16 protein-coding genes are annotated in these 15,041 nt (G+C 68.3%); 5 read left to right on the forward strand and 11 right to left on the reverse strand.

Features of this window, described 5'->3' with window-relative positions; genetic code table 11:
• Positions 1-289 precede the first annotated feature (289 nt).
• The 4 genes from U5640_RS20410 (at position 290) to U5640_RS20425 (ending at position 3,335) form a co-directional block, all read left to right on the forward strand.
• Positions 290-730: a helix-turn-helix domain-containing protein gene (locus tag U5640_RS20410; RefSeq protein ID WP_340377205.1), complete on the forward strand. Its 441-nt coding sequence runs from the start codon at positions 290-292 to the stop codon at positions 728-730.
• Between the two features lie 297 nt (positions 731-1,027).
• The gene (locus tag U5640_RS20415) at positions 1,028-1,555 is read left to right on the forward strand and encodes a hypothetical protein (RefSeq protein ID WP_340377206.1); all 528 of its coding nucleotides are present in this window, start codon (positions 1,028-1,030) and stop codon (positions 1,553-1,555) included.
• An 11-nt stretch (positions 1,556-1,566) separates the two neighbouring features.
• Positions 1,567-2,760 carry an MAB_1171c family putative transporter gene (locus U5640_RS20420; protein WP_340377207.1) on the forward strand — a complete coding sequence of 398 codons (1,194 nt, stop codon included), beginning with the start codon at positions 1,567-1,569 and terminating at the stop codon, positions 2,758-2,760.
• The gene (locus U5640_RS20425; RefSeq protein ID WP_340377208.1) at positions 2,757-3,335 is read left to right on the forward strand and encodes a hypothetical protein; all 579 of its coding nucleotides are present in this window, start codon (positions 2,757-2,759) and stop codon (positions 3,333-3,335) included. The genes U5640_RS20420 and U5640_RS20425 overlap by 4 nt, the downstream gene beginning before the upstream one ends.
• A 12-nt stretch (positions 3,336-3,347) precedes the next feature.
• Here the strand turns inward: U5640_RS20425 and U5640_RS20430 are convergent, their stop codons facing one another.
• The 10 genes from U5640_RS20430 to U5640_RS20475 form a co-directional block, all read right to left on the reverse strand.
• Positions 3,348-4,124, reverse strand: a complete 777-nt coding sequence (locus U5640_RS20430) for a phytanoyl-CoA dioxygenase family protein (protein WP_340377209.1) — start codon at positions 4,122-4,124, stop codon at positions 3,348-3,350.
• Positions 4,125-4,382: 258 nt separating this feature from the next.
• Complete coding sequence (locus tag U5640_RS20435) at positions 4,383-4,910, reverse strand: RICIN domain-containing protein (protein WP_340377210.1); 528 nt, start codon at positions 4,908-4,910, stop codon at positions 4,383-4,385.
• Between the two features lie 296 nt (positions 4,911-5,206).
• Complete coding sequence (locus U5640_RS20440; RefSeq protein ID WP_340377211.1) at positions 5,207-6,061, reverse strand: aminoglycoside phosphotransferase family protein; 855 nt, start codon at positions 6,059-6,061, stop codon at positions 5,207-5,209.
• A gap of 169 nt (positions 6,062-6,230) precedes the next feature.
• Positions 6,231-6,731 (reverse strand): LuxR C-terminal-related transcriptional regulator, encoded by a 501-nt coding sequence (locus tag U5640_RS20445; protein WP_340377212.1) that lies wholly within the window; start codon positions 6,729-6,731, stop codon positions 6,231-6,233.
• Positions 6,732-6,765: 34 nt separating this feature from the next.
• Positions 6,766-8,190: a glutamine synthetase family protein gene (locus tag U5640_RS20450; protein ID WP_340377213.1), complete on the reverse strand. Its 1,425-nt coding sequence runs from the start codon at positions 8,188-8,190 to the stop codon at positions 6,766-6,768.
• Complete coding sequence (locus U5640_RS20455) at positions 8,190-9,722, reverse strand: amino acid permease (protein WP_340377214.1); 1,533 nt, start codon at positions 9,720-9,722, stop codon at positions 8,190-8,192. The genes U5640_RS20450 and U5640_RS20455 overlap by 1 nt, the downstream gene beginning before the upstream one ends.
• An 81-nt stretch (positions 9,723-9,803) precedes the next feature.
• Complete coding sequence (locus U5640_RS20460; RefSeq protein WP_340377215.1) at positions 9,804-10,808, reverse strand: hypothetical protein; 1,005 nt, start codon at positions 10,806-10,808, stop codon at positions 9,804-9,806.
• A 205-nt stretch (positions 10,809-11,013) separates the two neighbouring features.
• The gene (locus U5640_RS20465; protein WP_191846794.1) at positions 11,014-11,208 is read right to left on the reverse strand and encodes a hypothetical protein; all 195 of its coding nucleotides are present in this window, start codon (positions 11,206-11,208) and stop codon (positions 11,014-11,016) included.
• Positions 11,208-11,648, reverse strand: a complete 441-nt coding sequence (locus tag U5640_RS20470; protein WP_340377216.1) for a hypothetical protein — start codon at positions 11,646-11,648, stop codon at positions 11,208-11,210. Before U5640_RS20470 ends, U5640_RS20465 begins: the two co-directional genes overlap by 1 nt.
• Positions 11,649-11,757: 109 nt before the next feature.
• On the reverse strand, positions 11,758-12,996 hold the full coding sequence (locus tag U5640_RS20475) for a helix-turn-helix transcriptional regulator (RefSeq protein ID WP_340377217.1): 1,239 nt from the start codon (positions 12,994-12,996) through the stop codon (positions 11,758-11,760).
• Positions 12,997-13,420: 424 nt separating this feature from the next.
• On the opposite strand from U5640_RS20475, the gene U5640_RS20480 reads away from it, so the two are divergent.
• Complete coding sequence (locus U5640_RS20480; protein WP_340377218.1) at positions 13,421-14,155, forward strand: haloacid dehalogenase-like hydrolase; 735 nt, start codon at positions 13,421-13,423, stop codon at positions 14,153-14,155.
• Positions 14,156-14,172: 17 nt separating this feature from the next.
• Here U5640_RS20480 and U5640_RS20485 read toward each other — a convergent pair whose 3' ends face one another.
• A complete protein-coding gene (locus U5640_RS20485; RefSeq protein WP_340377219.1) occupies positions 14,173-14,772 on the reverse strand; it encodes a DUF6886 family protein in 600 nt (199 codons plus the stop codon).
• Between the last annotated feature and the right edge of the window lie 269 nt (positions 14,773-15,041).

The following is a 15,041-nucleotide window of genomic DNA, read 5'->3' on the forward strand; positions in this document are numbered from 1 at the left end:
CGGCGCTTGGGAGTTGGTAGCTCCCGGGCGCCGGTTTCATGTGCGGCTCGCACTGCGGCCTCACGGCCCTCTGAGCGGCGGCGTTCGCACCCGCTTCCCCCTTCGCTGCGGTCTGCTCCTCGGAGGCCACAGCCTCCTCATTCGCGCCAGTCGATGGCGACGCGACGACACTAGACCAGCAAATATGGATCACGTCAACTGAGGAGAATGGATCGGTCGCAGCGAGGCGTGTATCGTCCACAGCAGTCGATACAACAAGAAACCAAGCGAGCTACCGAAGGACCCCGAAATGAGCGACGGAGCGCCCGCCGAGCCGCGCACCCTCGCGCAGAAGCTCGACCACCTCTTCAAGACGGTCCACCCGAAGAACCGCGGCGAATACACCTATGAAGAGGTGGCGCAGGCCATCCAGGAGTCGGGTGGGCCCACCATCTCGGCGAGTTACATCTGGACCCTTCGGAAGGGCAAGAAGGACAACCCGACCATGAAGCACCTGGAGGCCCTGGCCGGCTTCTTCGGTGTCGCCCCCGCCTACTTCTTCAACGACGAGTCCTCCGAGCGGATCGCCGCCCAGCTGGAGCTGATCGAGACCATTCGGGACAACGACGTGGTCGAGGTCGCCACCAGGGCCTCCGGCCTGTCAGTGGAGACCCTCAAGACGATCAAGGGATTCATCGAGCGGGCCCGCCAACTGGAGGGGCTGGCCGACAGCGAGGCGTCCGACCAGTGAACGCGGGGTGACGTCAGGACGCCGGGGTGCCGTCTGACGCAAAGCGTGACGCAAGTCACCCACGCGGTCCATTGGCCCAGTTCGCGGAGACAACAGCGCTCACGGCCGTGCAATTCAGCCTTGATCAAGTAATACGTCATCAGGCTCACTTTTCGCCCGCCATGGCGGTGAGCGCGCATTGAGCACGCTTTGGCATATTCGCGTGAACGTTGCCATATCGTTCCTGTGCCGGAATGTTGGATTCCGGTGCTGCCTGTCGCAGACAGGTACAGCGCCACCTGCGGAGCTGAGTTGCCGTTGCGTACTCGAAGACAGCAGCCGGGCGACGGACACGACCGCCCGGACATCGGGGATGTGCTCGCGTCAATCGACGTCCCGGACCCTTTCGACGTCCGGGTCCTCTGCGACCGCATCGCGGCACAGCGCGGTCGTCCGCTCCATCTGCACAGTGTCCCCGGCGTCTCCGGCACCGACGCCCCTTGCGGGGTATGGATCGCCACCGAGAAGGCCGACCACATCTTCCACGAGGCGGCGACAAGCCCGCTGCACCAGGACCACATCATCCTGCACGAGATCGGTCACATGCTCCTGGGCCACCGGTCGATCCTCGACGGCGTCCAGACGGACGGCGGTGGCCTGTTCCCGGACATCGACCCCGCCACTGTGGTCAGCCTCCTCACCAGGGCCAGCTACGGCACCGAGGACGAACGGGACGCCGAACGTCTCGCGGGGCTGATCGCTGGCAAAGCCGCCACCTCGCGCACCAGCAAGACGCCGCGTGGCAGTGTCCTGCGGCGCCTGGGCGACGCCCTCAGCGACACGTAAGAGAACCGGGAATGATCGACACACTTCCTGCGGTCCTGCTGTGGCTCGTCACCGCGTGGCGCACCCCGGCCGCATGGCGCGATTCCAGCAAGCGAGCACTCTGGACTGCCTTTTTCGCATTGGCGGTCGCCATGACGCTCAGACTGCCTTTCATCGCCATACCCATGGACGCCGCTCTCCAGGTCAATAACCTGAGTTCCCTGGGAAAGCACCTCTGCGGCATCGTCGCAGCGCACGCGGTACTGACTTTCGTACACGACATGGCCCAGGAGAGGGCGTTCGGGTTCAAGTCCTCCCGCGTCCATCTCCTGGTTCCGGTCGCTGCGTCAGCCACCATCATGGCGCTGTTCTTCGCCAGCCCGCACCCGCACGAAGCCGTTGACCCGCTCACCGAATACGCCAGCGACTGGAACATCGCCGCTTACGGGGTGGTGTGGACGGCCTACCTCGGGGCGGCCTTGGTCAGTGCCTCGCGTCTGTGCTGGCGCTGGTGCCGGCAGCCCGACGCCGGCCTCGTCGGCCGCGGCCTGCGCCTCATAGGCATGGGCACCACCATCGGCATCGTCTACGCCACGCACCGCGCAGCCTCGCTGATCCTCCAATTCCTCGGGCACAGCCTCATTCCGGCCGCCACGAACGCGGCGATCACCGATTCTCTGCTTTCCACCGCATTGATCTTCATCGTGAGTGGCAGCACCCTGCCCGCCGCGGGTCGGATCCGCAGATGGGGCCGCGGATACCGCGACCTGTTGCAGCTCTATCCGCTGTGGTATTGCCTCACCGAGGCTGTACCCTCCGTCCGCCTCGACCCGCCTCGAAGCAGGACCTCTGAAACTCTCCACATTCGCCGCGTCCACGACCGGTTGTACCGCCGCACCATAGAGATCCGAGACGCCGTCCTGACCCTCAGCGATCACGCCCCCAGCACCCTGCGTGACCAGGCCCGCGCCCACGTCCAGGCCTCCGGCCTCATAGGTGCCCAAGCCGACATCGCAGCGGAAGCTTGCTGGATCATCGGAGCCCAGAACTCCCGGCAGCGCAACGAGCCCTCGTCCGGCGAGCCCCTTCCGCCAGCCAGCGGCGGACGGGACCTGCCCAGCGAAATTCACGCACTCAAACAACTCGCCAGAGCCTATGCCTCCGACCTCACCCGCAACTTCGCCGCCAAGCTCGACGACGCCCGAACCCTGGAGACGACGCAGTGACCCTGTCCCGCACGGCCCGCCTCATCACCGACACCCTCGCGCCGGCCAACCTCGTCATCGCGATACTTCTGATCATCGGCTGGCACAGCACAAGCAGCGTCACGGGGCTCGGGTGGGGCGTGCTGGCGGCCCTGTTCTGCGGCGGCATCCCGTTCGCCGTCATCATGCTCGGCGTGAGGCGCGGCAGCTGGACCGACAAGCACGTACGAGTCCGTGAGCAGCGCGCCGTCCCCCTCCTCGCCACGATGACGTCGGTGCTCGTCGGCATCTCGCTGCTCGTTGCCTTCAAGGCACCTCGCGAGGTGTTCGCCCTGGTCGTCGCCATGCTCGTCGGCCTCGTCGTGACCATGATCGTGACCGTCTGGTGGAAGGTGTCGGTGCACACCGCCGTCGCCAGCGGGGTGGTCGTGATCTTGTTGCTGGCCTACGGCATGAGCATGGCTCCGCTGGTACTCGGAATCGCGGCCATCGGCTGGTCCCGTGTCGCCCTCCGCGATCACACCCCCGCCCAGACCGCCGTCGGCGCCATGCTCGGCGGGCTGGCAGCCGCCGTTGTGTTCAGCCTGATGCGCTGAGACGCCCGCCCTTCAGCCTGACGGCAGCACCGCTTCTGACGAACGGAATTCGGCGAGCGGATTGGTGACGGCCTCCCGCCATCGCTCCCGGTGACCGCTGGCGTGGAGCCGATAGTACACGGTCTCGCGTCGCCCCTCGCCGGCCACGCCGTCGTGACCGCCGATGTTGTGAGCAAGTAGGTAGTGGGCGAACAGAACGCTGCCGGCGGGACCGAGCGCCTGCGTCGGCTCGCCAAGATCGATCCTGGGATAAGGGCCCGGATTCATCTCCTCGACGCGCGCCAAGGCGTCAGCGCCACGTTCGGCGAGATACTGGCCGAACCGCAGATGGGTGCCCGGCCACACCCACAGGTTTCCCCGGTGCCGATGGTCGTGGCCGGTGAGCCACACGCCGGCCAGCAACGAGAAGGATCCGGGACGTCCGTCCGGTTCGGTCGGCGTCAGGCCGTCGACGTGTGGGCCACCCGGCCGATGCGGCCAGGGCGGAATCGTGGTGGCCACCTGCGCGAAACCGGGGTCCTGCACATCCAGATCGGAACGCAGCAGCTGGCCGGCGAGGTCCCCCACGCCCGTCTCCCGGTAGAAGTCAAGCAGTGGATGGCCCTCCGCGGCGAAGCGTGGCCACAGGAAGTACGGTCCGACGTGATCGTCGGCGTGAGGCTGCTGCTCCAGCAGCGCGGCGACCAGCTCGCGCCCGTCGGCGATCTGCTCGGCGCTGAGAACCCCGGGAATCACGACGAACCCCTGCTGACGGAACGCGGTCCTCTGCTCGGCGCTGATCGTCACCATGCGGTTCAGTGCAGCAGGCGGCTCCTGCTCCAGCAACCGGATTGTCGAGTGGGCGCTGCCCGCTACGGGGCCCTCCGGGGTTCTTCGCCGGCTCTCCCAAGCCAGGGGCATCGCGTGATGGGGACTGGTCCGCTGCCCCTGTGCCACGGGCGCTCCGGGTGCGGGAGTGGCAATCACAGCCAGCACAACGGACTGTGAGGAAACGTCAGGGAGGTCGACGAGGCACTCCGCTCAGGTTCGACGCCCCGCCATGATGCCCTACTCGGGTCCGCCGGTCGGGGAGACGATGAGGAACTGCTGGTTCATCCCGTCGTGACGGTTCCACAAGACCGGCGAGGTACGCGTCTCAGGCCCGGCCTCATCGGGTATGTCCAGCACATGGCCGGTGAGAACCGACTCCACAACATACGCCGCCCCGTCCTCGGTCGGGTGTAGGCGCCAACGCTGGTTCGCTTCCTCCGTCCGCGCCGACATCCACGGGTGCCGACGCAGTTCGCGTCCTCTCCCGGCGTCGAGCACGAGCTTGTTGGCGATCGACACGATCAGCAACTCGCCTGGGTGCCGGGTCTGCTGGAAAGCCCAGAGCTGCTGAGGTTGCGCATGTGCGGGCCACAGGATCGGATGGTGTCCTTCGTCCTGGGCGTACGCTGTGTCAAGGGCTAGGCCGACACGGTCGCGGCCGACCAGGATGTAGGGGCCGTTCGATGCCCGACGACGTCGGAACAGACCGGCGATGTCGTCGGTACCTACGCTGAGGACCCCTGGAAACCCGAGCTGGAATCTCACCTTGGAACGCGCTGGTTCCGGCACTGCTCACCCCGCTGTAATTGATGTGGCGGCCACCGAGAAGCGGACCGCCACTGATTGAACCAGCGTCATGCCGCGCGTGCTCGCGAAACGCACCGTCCGCTCCGTCGCCACCCGCTTCCCGAATGTCCAACACTTCGACGACAGGCTCATTGCGAGTTCGAGGGCTCGTACGGGCCGGTGGTGGTCGAGGCCGGTGTGACGAAGGGCGGGGGCGAAATCCTTCGGGATGCCGGGGCGAAAGCGGCAGTACGAGGAGGTGCCAGCGAAGGCGTTCACGAACTCCACCCGCCCCACACGCGAGTGCGGTTCTCCAGGCGCAGGTTCTCCAGCATGGTGTGGGCCTCGTCGACGAGACCGATGTCGTGGTGCCTGATCCCCCAGGACAGCGAGTCGAGCGCGTCCAGAGCCCCGTACGCCCAGCACGCCGCCAGTTCCTCCTCGGTGAGCTGACGGCCGTACCCGTGGTGAATGGCGGCATTGAGGTCAGGACGGTGGAGCAGAATCCTGTAGCGCAGCCGACTGAAGTCCCGCCGGGCGGCGGCCTGGAGTTCAGCCCTCTCGAAGTCGATGACCCGTAGCCACTGCTCGCTCTCGTCCCACAACCAGTTCTTGGGCATGTAGTCACCATGCGCCGCGACCTGCGGCAGACGCGGCGGAACCTCCCGGAGAAGGGCGCGCGCCAACGCGATCTCATGCTCCGGCACGTGCCGCGCGGCACCGTCGAGCAGCTTGGTGACCGTCTCGCCCCACACCTCCTCGCTCATGTCCGCGGTCATCGGCCCGTCCGTCGCCGCGGCGTGGTGCCGGGCAAGGAGTTCGCCGGCCTGCTCGTAGACCTTGCGCTCCTGCTCGGCCGGAAGGCGGAGCGTGTCCAGACTGCGCCCGGGCACCCTGGTGACCAGGACGGCGCGCGTCTCCGTGTCGGAAGCGACCAGCTCAGGTGCGCGGTCGGCCCCGAGGGAGATCGTCCACCTCTGATAGGCGTCGACTTCGCGCCGGTGCAGCTTGGGGCCGGCGTGTTGCTTGGCGAACCACCGCTCACCGTTGGGTCCGCCGACCTCCCAGACCGACGGCCGGATGTCGCCGGGCCGGGGATGTTCGGCTACGACGGTGTACCTGTCGGTCACCGTTCCCACCAACTGGTGGAGTGCGCCGGGCATATCGGTCACGTCGCTGCGCCCTTCCGCTGGCCGTGTCGCCCAGCCGGGACACACCATGTGACCGGACAGGCGCGCAGGGTGTTCAGGTGTAGGTGGGTAGCTTGCCAAGTGCCACTGACAGTGCGCTCTGAGCTGGTCATCTGCGTGCCCGGAGACGAAGGACAGTGCCGGAGGCCATCTCGAGGAGGGCCTCGCCGAGAACTCCGTACCTCCAGCCGAGCGTCACCAGGTGCGGGTCGTTCTCCGCCCCGACGCGCTGCCGCAACGCCCGTACCCGTCCCAGGGCTTCGTCGTGGCTGATGCGAGCGCGCGCCGCGCACTCCTTCGACGTCGCGCCTATGGCGACCATGCGCCACGTCTCGATCTCCGCCTCCGAGAAGACTCCCGGAAGGGTGGCCGCCTCGGGACGCCGGAGCTGCTCGGTGACGAAGCAGGCGTGCACGACGGCGGCCCGGCCACGTGTGCCGAACTTCTGTCCGCAGTGCTTCAACTGGACGTTGATGGTGCCAGCCGTGATCGCGAGGTCGGAGGCGATCGCGTCGGTGCTCCTGCCCTCCGCGACCTGCTGGACGATCCGGATCTGCGCGGGTGTCAGGTCGAGCGACGTCGGGGACGGGCGCGCCGGTCGGGCACTCAAGGGAGCTCTCGGTCCTTTCGGGGAGGAACGGCGGTCAGGCGCGGGCCAGCCACCGACGCCGCTCGGCGTCGGTGACCAGGCTCCGCTCGTGGTCCACTTCCAGCTGCGCGAGACGGGTGTAGTGCTCGACCACATCGGTTCCGAAGGCTTTCTGCGCGAGGGCACTGTTCTGGAAGAGGACGAGGGCGTCGGCCAGGGTCGGCGGGACGGAGGTGCCGCCCACCCGGTAGGAGTTGCCCGTCTCCGCCGGACCGGGGGTGAGTTTCTGTTCGATGCCGTGGTCGATGGCCGCCAGGACCGCGGACAGGGCCAGGTACGGGTTGGCATCCGCGCCCGGCACGCGGATCTCCAGGTGCAGACCCTCGCCGTGGCCGACGACGCGGACGGCACAGGTGCGGTTGTCGTAGCCCCAGCTGAACGTGGTTGGCGCGAACGAACCAGGCGTGAACCGCTTGTAGGAGTTGGTGTTCGGGGCGTAGAGGGGGGCCAGCTCCGGCAGGCCGGCGAGCAGGCCCGCGATGGCGTGCCGCCCTGTCCGGGACAGTCCGCCGCCGGGCTCGTCGAGCTGGCTGATGGCCTTCGACCACAGCGACACGTGAAGATGCAGACCGTTCGCACGGCCGGTTTCCGGGGCTGCCATGAAGGTGGGCGCCAGTCCGGTACGCGAGCCGAGGGTGCGTACCGCGTGCTTGAAGAGCAGGTGACGGTCGCAGGCGGTGAGGGCTGGCCCGTACGGGAAGGTCACCTCGACCTGGCCGGGCCCGGCCTCCGTCTTGACCGCTTCCACGGGCATTCCGGCGCCCGCGAGCGCGCGCTGAAGGCGGCGGAAGAACCGATCGGAGACGGGATCATGGTCGAGGGCGTAGTCGAGGTTCTCCGTGGCCAGTGGCCGCAGGCCCTGATATCCGGCCTGCTCCGCTTCCGCGTACGTGCCCCTGTAGAGGACGAACTCGGTCTCGATCCCCACCTTCGGGTGCAGCCCGTGGCGCGCCACCCGGGTCAACTGCCGGTGGAGGATCTCGCGGGGGGCGATCTCGACAGGTGTTCCGTCGTGGGTCACGGCGTCGCCGAGTACGACCGCGGTACGCGGCAGCCACGGCACCACCCGTAGGGTCGAGAGCGCCGGCCGCACGGACAGGTCCTGATAGCCGGTCTCCCACGAACTCAGCGCGAAGCCGTCCGCCGGGCTCATGTCGACGTCGGTGGCCAGGACGTAGGCACACACCTCGGCGCCGTGGTGCGCGACGCGCTTGAGGAAGTGGTTCGCGTCGTAGCGCTTCCCCTTCAGCCTCCCCTGCATGTCGGGGACGGCGAGCAGCACCGTGTCGACGGCGCCCGCTTTGACGAGGTTGCGCAGGTCCGGCAGGGAGAACGCCTTCTCGGGTCGCCCGCCCCGCTCGGATCCGGACGCGACAGCCAGACGCGCCAGGGTGCTGTCGCCGCTCGTGGTGCCCGGCATCAGACGACCTCGTCCTCATACGCGCTCGTCGAGCGGTCGAAGTGCTGTGCCGGCACTTCGTACGAGCTGCCCTTCGCCCGCCACCACCCCCAGGCCAGGGCGAGGACTACGAGCAGAGCGACCGGCGCGTAGTTGAAGGTCTCCACCGACACGAGTCCGCCGCCTGCGGGGCGCGTCTGCGGCAGGCAGAACAACACCGTCACGAACGCCACCCAGACAACGGCGATCGTGCCCACGGTCACGCCCCAGTTGCCGAGGTTCCACGGTCCGGGCCGGAACCGCCGGCGGTTCTTGACGCGCAGGTAGATCGGGATCGCGTAGGCCGGCGTGATGCCGACCACGTTGATGCTGGTGATCGCCGCGTAGGCGACCGGGCTGTACAGGCTCGGCAGGGCCAGTACGGCGGCGCACCCCACGGAGAGCAGCACCGCCATGCGCGGCGTGGCGGTGCGACGGTCGACCTGCCGCCACAGGTGCGAGCCCGGCAGCGCCCCGTCACGCGAGAACGCGAAGACCATCCGGCTGGCCGCGGCGGTCTCGGCGTTGCCACAGCACAACTGCGCGATGATGACGACCAGGAGCAGGGCCTTCGCCCCGGCCGCGCCCAGCGCGTCCAGGAAGATCTGCGCCGGCGGCACCCCGGTCGCGGTGCCCACGGTGCCCGTGTAGTCCTGGATCGCGAACGTGAGTCCTGCCAGCAGGACGAAACCGGCCAGCCACGACCAGCCGATCGCGTGGATGATCCCGCGGGACGCGGACACCTGGGCGTCGGTGGTCTCCTCCGACAGGTGCGCGGAGGCGTCGTAACCGCAGAACGTGTACTGGGCCAGCAGAAGCCCCAGCACCGCCACGTAGAGCGGACTCGACCAGCCGGTGTTGTTGACGAACTCTCCGAACACGAAGTCCGCGGACCGGTGGTGGGAGGGCACGATCGCGAGCGCTCCGACGATCACCGTGACGCCGCCGAGGTGCCACCAGACGCTGATGCTGTTGAGGATGCTGACCAGCCGGACCCCGAACAGGTTCAGGGCGAGGTGAAGGGCGAGGATGCACAGGAAGATCACCATGATCCTGCCCGGCGTCGGCTCGAATCCCCACTGCAGGTTGAACAGGGCGCCAGTGAACAGCGCGGCCCCGTAGTCGATGCCGGCGATCGCGCCGAGCAGACCCAGCAGGTTCAGCCAGCCCGTGTACCAGCCCCACTTGCGCCCGCCGAGCTGCTCCGCCTGGTAGTACAGGGCCCCGGAGGTCGGATAGGCGGAGGTGACCTCGGCGAGGGCGGCCCCGATGAACATGACCATGGCGCCGACGACCAGCCAGCCCCACAGCATCACCGACGGGCCACCGGTGTTCAGGCCGAAGCCGTAGAGGGTCATGCAGCCGGACAGGACGCTGATGACGCTGAAGGAGATCGCGAAGTTCCCGAACAGCCCCATGCGTCGGGTGAGCACGGGCTCGTAGCCCAGTTCGCGAAGGTAGGTGTCATCGGACTTCCGTGGTGTCGCGTGGCGGTTCGGACTCGGACGGGACATGGCTCGGCCTCCAAGGCTCGGAGAAGCGGAAAATAGGGCAGGTTCATGCCAATGCGGGTGGCGCGGGATGACAACTGTCGATCACGGGCGCGGCCCGGCGCGTGACCTACGGGTGCGGGCGTAGGAGAGGGACTCGGCGCGCGCCCGAAGGAGCAGCGCCTCACCGGGATCCGGCCCCGCGGCCCCGTCGTGCACCGACGCCCAGGGCTCGCGGACCGCGTACGAGCCCATCGCCTCGAACACCTCGGCGGCCTCCAGGTACCGGTGCCCCGCCCACAACGCGTAGGCGAGGAGGCTCAGATCGGCCACCGAGCGATGCCCGACGTGTGCCCTATGGAACCAGTCGTGGAAGGCGGTCAGCGTGTGGTCGAGCGTCGACTCCTGCGCCCACTGCCGCCGCCACAGCGGATCGGCACGCGACTGTCGTCGCTGCTCAACCTGCGCGTACGCCGGCAGAAGCAGCAGCGGTGATCCGACCGGCCGCTGGGAGGCCACGGACCGGCCGAAGTCGAAGACCGCGGCCAGCGAGGAACCCGACGGCCCCTCAAGAGCGAGCATGAACTGCGTCACGCGATGGTAGGCCTCGCGGTTGTACGGATCGCGCTGGTTGACCTCGTAGAGCAGTCCCCACGGGCCGCTAGGCAACATGGGTTCGGCGGACCTCACCCGGTGTTCCGGCCGCAGTCGGTGGGTGTCGACCTGGGCCAGGGCGACAAGACACACCCACGGCAAGGGATCGTGGGGCGCACGACGGGCCGCCAGCAGCGCCGCACGCCGTGCTCGCATCTCGAACTCCAGGGTCTGCGGGTGGCGTTGGCGGTGGGCTCGCAATGCCCTCTCGACGGCGACCCGTACCGCCATCAGCTGCGCGTCGTAGCTGTCGGGCTCCTCGGTGAGCCACACGTCGACGACGTCCGACCGGGCTGCCGCCACGGCCAGCAGCTGGGTGCGTGCCGTGCGCAGTGCCCAGTGCGTACCCGTCTTCCAGAGCAGCTCCCGCGCCTGTCTCCATCGCCCCGCCTGTAGTTCGACCAAGGCCACGCGGAGGTCGTCGTCGTGACCTGCCGGGTGGTAGACGAGCCGCATCACTGTCCCTCGGAAGGGACGGTGCGCCGGCGAGCCGGATCGGGCCCCTTCGTCCGCCGCAGGCGGACCGTGGGGGTTGACGTGCTCTGCGAGCTGGACGGGAGGGTCATCGGGGGCCTCGGGCAGGTTGGGGGAAGGGCCGCGCAATGGATGGAGGCGGACCGTCGGCCAAGGGGGCAGGGACTCGCGCACCGGTTCGGGCTCGTTAGAAACGGATCTGTCCGATCATGTCGGCGACGCCCGTCAGGAACCGGTTGATGGTCGGGGCCATGGACGTACTCGCCAGGAAGAACCCGAAGAGGACGCAGACGACCGCGGGACCGGGTTTCACGGATTTGCTGCGGATGAGGACGACCACGAGGATGCCCAGCACCAGCACGAAGGAGATGCTGAGCGCCATCAGGAGGCCGCTTCCTCCGCGGGCCCCCGCCGCTCCCGCCGAGCCTGGCTCAGCGCTCGCCGCAGAGCGTCTGGCTGGGTGAGCGCACGCGGGCCTCGGGGGAAGACGTGCCAGTGCATCCCCGGAGGCTCCGTGCTCTCGGCGGACGGCACGACGACGTGGCACTTCTGCCCCAGCGCGACGGTCCCCGTCTCCTCCCATCGGGCCGCGGTACCCACGGGAACCAGGAAGTACAGCCGGGGTTCCGGACCCTCGTGGTCGAGGATCACGGGGCCGACCGGTTCGTCCCCCTCGTCGAGGATCTCGATCGCGCGCCGGCCCATGGCCTCCACGGCGCGTACGGCGTCCCACCACTCCCCTGCCGAGCACAACTCGGGCTCCTCGCCGATGGGCATCCAGCGCGGCGGGTTCGCGCGAGCCGCGGGACTGTCGTCGGACATGGAAAAGGCCTCCTCACCACTGGGTGTGAGGAGACCATTCCATTCAGCAAGCTGCCCTGCGCGGACAGTCTGTCCGTGGGCTCCGCCCGCCAAAGCCCTTGACACAACCTCAGGTTGTGCTAATGCCCGTCCAACTACCGAACGCGGACAGCTCGTTGGAGGGGTTGGTGTCCATCCTGAGCAGCGCCGCAGTGGTCTCGCGGACAGACGGATGGAACCGCGTGTGGTTCGGTGCGACCTTCCGCGCCCGCTTGAGATCGGCGAAGGCGCCGTCCCGGTCGTTCTCCGCGAGCTTCGCGGAGGCCACGTCGATGAAGTGGTGGCTCGACCTCTCGCCGACGGTCGTAGCGGTTGGCGCCCACTCGCCTCCGGAAGTCGGAGACCATTCGCCGAGACGGGCGAGGGCCTGCTCGGTGTCACCCGTGTCGATCATCGCGTGCACCTCATGGATGCGGATGTTCGTCGGGCCGAAGGACATCTCGTACGCCAGGGAGTCGCGGTTGCCCGCCATGCCGGCGACCTGCTCCGCCTCGCGCAGATACGCGTCGGCGCGACCGGAGTTGTTCTCGCGGGCTTCGAGAACGGCCAGCTTCAGCAGCAGCGCACCGTCGACGGCGAGCGCGTCCTCCGTGAAGGAGCGTTCGGGCTGGAACCGCTCCAGCTCGGTCCGCAGCCCGAGGAGCTTGCGGCGTGCCGGCGAGTACGCGCCCTGTCGCAGCATCGCTCCCGCGACGAGGTAACCGGCGGTGAACTGCATCAGCGGGTCGCCGGAGCGGTCGGCGGCCCAACGGACGCGCTCCAGCGCCGTGTTCGACAGGTCGTGGTGGCCCATCTTGTGGGCCAGGGAGTTCACGGCGCGATAGGCGCGGGCCAGGTGCCAGAACGCCTTGGCCCGGTCGCCGTTGTCGCCGCCGAGAGCGACGTGGGTCAGTTCGGTGATGATCGGCGGCAGCAGGGGGCCCATCGGGGCGTACCGGGCGTCGCGGCGCAGGGCCGCCACCTGGTCGACCTCCGAGGCGAGCACGGGAAGCGCCCGCGGTGCGATCTCCAGGTCGTCGGGGCTGTCGTAGCACAGCAGGAGGCGGCGGAGTTCGGGTATGACGGCGTGGACGCCGTCCTCCGCCTCCGGCTCACCGTAGTACGGCTGGCCGGTCAGGACCTCGGGGCCGAAGCGCAGCGCCTTGGCGAGAGCCAGCACCAGCGACGGCGAGGCCTTGCGCGCGCCCGACTCCAACTTCTGCACGTAGCTCGGGGAGACCGCGACCTTCTGTGCCAGTTGCGCGGCGGACAGCTTCCGTGTCCTGCGAGCGACTCGGAGACGGTCTCCCAGTGTCAGGTTTTCACTCATCGGTCGAGCTGTCCCTTCGCGATGAAACACTTCGTTCAGAGTACGGACAATGCCCAAGCCTGCGCCCTTGGTCGCCAACTGTTAACAGAGCCGATGATCGGGCGCCCACCACGTGGATCTGCCGCGCGGACCCCCGGTACGTGGCTGCTCCCTTCCAACCCTCCAGCCGCATGGACGAAGCGGGGCATATCGCGATGATGCGGGCGCCGGATGAGTACGGTTGCCGCCCTCCGGTCAAGAGGTGGGGCCGAAGTACCTACGGACAGATTGTCCGCGCGAATCCCGCAGGCGCCGAAGATTCGCACTCGCCGTCCGGCCGCAGACAGTGGCCGAGCACTTGCGCGAGAGGACGACGGGGGCCTCACGCACGCTCGCGGCCACAGGGCGGTCCGCCCTGGTCGAAGGGCGAGGAGCGAGGTCGGGAGTGGCTGAAGCCGAACGGTCCCTCGTGTTGTGGGACATCGACCGCACCCTGCTGTATGTCGGCGAGATCGATCGACAGGTCTACCGCGAGACCTTCGCCGAGATCGTCGGGCGCCCCGCGGAGCGACTTCCGGCCCGGGGAACCGGCGTCAGCATGCCCCTCGCGATCCGATCCCTGCTCCTGCACAACGGCGTTCCGGCATCGGACGTCCCGCGACTGCTACCGCGCATGGTCGAACTCCTGCCGCGGTGTCTCGCCGCGCATGAGGACGACCTCCGCGAGCGGGGCGTCCTCATGCCGGGTGCCGTGTCCGCCCTGAAGGCGGTGCACGAGCGGACGCACTGCGTGCCGACCGTCGTCACGGGCAACCTCAGGCCCAACGCGCTGCTGAAGCTTGGGGTGTTCGGCCTCGACACCTTCCTGGACACGGAAATCGGCGGGTACTCCTCCGACGACGAGCACCGTCCCGCCCTCGTCGCCATCGCACAAGAGCGGGCCGAGGCCAAGCTCGGGGTGGCCTTCACCCGCTCCAACACCGTCATCATCGGGGACTCGCTCGAAGACGTCCGCACCGGAGTCGAGGGCGGCGCTTCAGTGATCGGAATCGCGTCCGGCAGGACCACGGCCCGCGAACTGGCGGCAGCGGGAGCCGACGCCGTACTGGACAGTCTTGAGGACGTACCGCGGCTCTTGGAGGAGATCGCGGCGTTGGCGCGTTCATCGTCCATGAAGTGACGGGCAAGTAATCCGGTCTACGGCTCCCGGTCTTGTCGTCCTTGGCCGAGGAGGATTCGCGGCCGGGCCTCGGGTCTGTGAGCTGGGTGCCCGTGTGAGTTGCGCAGCCGGATGCCGTTGAAACCGCAGGTGCTGGAGGTGATGGTCTCCCAGTACGGCCACAGGACGTCCAGAACCCGGAGCTGGATGCCGGCCTGGGCGTGCAGGGCCAGAAGGTCGCCGACGGGCTCCGGGGGCCCCAGCGGCTCGACGGGTTCCTCCGCCACGTGGGCGCGAGGGATCGGCCCCCCGATGGGGCGGAAGGGTGTGGAGTCGAACCGGTAGGCGTAGAGGCGAACGCCGCGGATCTCCTCCAGCCAGTCGTACTCGATCGCGTGCACTCGATCCCCTCCGCCCGGACCGATGATCCGTTCGCGGTCTGACGAGGACGTCTCGGGTGTCACCCATGCCATCGCCCGGGGGCACTGCTTCGGAAACCAGTAGTCGGGGGCACGGACCGCGTCCACGGCCCAGACAAAGGCACCCTGGTCTTTCGACGTCGGAGCAACGCGCGGGACGAAGCGGGTGATCGTGGGATCTTCGGAGAAGTGCAGTACCTGTCCGGGTTCTGGCCGCATCGGGGCATGGTAGGTCCACACGCGCGCTGCTCGCGTACCACATTCCAGGCGCCAGTCAGAGTTGGCTTGATCTTGAGGGCCGTTGTTCGGGCTTGCCGCGACCAGGCGTGTACGTCCCGCGCCGGCCGACTGAGTGACCAAGCGCCGGCTTCAGAACGGGCAGCGTCCCAACGATCTCGCGCGCACGGCCCCATGGGTGAGTGACGCCGTTCCCCCCGTGGCTGTGACGTCGCGTCTGTCGCGTGCGTTGAGCCGGGCAGCCTTACCAG

Source organism: Streptomyces sp. SS7, assembly GCF_037993025.1.
Classification (GTDB): domain Bacteria; phylum Actinomycetota; class Actinomycetes; order Streptomycetales; family Streptomycetaceae; genus Streptomyces.

Excerpts from the sequence above, each read along its gene's own strand:
- U5640_RS20455 (WP_340377214.1), bottom strand. The coding sequence starts at position 9,722 with ATGTCCCGTCCGAGTCCGAACCGCCACGCGACACCACGGAAGTCCGAT.
- U5640_RS20450 (WP_340377213.1), bottom strand. The coding sequence starts at position 8,190 with ATGCCGGGCACCACGAGCGGCGACAGCACCCTGGCGCGTCTGGCTGTC.
- U5640_RS20430 (WP_340377209.1), bottom strand. The coding sequence starts at position 4,124 with ATGGTGACGATCAGCGCCGAGCAGAGGACCGCGTTCCGTCAGCAGGGG.
- U5640_RS20485 (WP_340377219.1), bottom strand. The coding sequence starts at position 14,772 with ATGCGGCCAGAACCCGGACAGGTACTGCACTTCTCCGAAGATCCCACG.
- U5640_RS20470 (WP_340377216.1), bottom strand. The coding sequence starts at position 11,648 with ATGTCCGACGACAGTCCCGCGGCTCGCGCGAACCCGCCGCGCTGGATG.
- U5640_RS20460 (WP_340377215.1), bottom strand. The coding sequence starts at position 10,808 with ATGCGGCTCGTCTACCACCCGGCAGGTCACGACGACGACCTCCGCGTG.
- U5640_RS20410 (WP_340377205.1), top strand. The coding sequence starts at position 290 with ATGAGCGACGGAGCGCCCGCCGAGCCGCGCACCCTCGCGCAGAAGCTC.
- U5640_RS20465 (WP_191846794.1), bottom strand. The coding sequence starts at position 11,208 with ATGGCGCTCAGCATCTCCTTCGTGCTGGTGCTGGGCATCCTCGTGGTC.
- U5640_RS20475 (WP_340377217.1), bottom strand. The coding sequence starts at position 12,996 with ATGAGTGAAAACCTGACACTGGGAGACCGTCTCCGAGTCGCTCGCAGG.
- U5640_RS20420 (WP_340377207.1), top strand. The coding sequence starts at position 1,567 with ATGATCGACACACTTCCTGCGGTCCTGCTGTGGCTCGTCACCGCGTGG.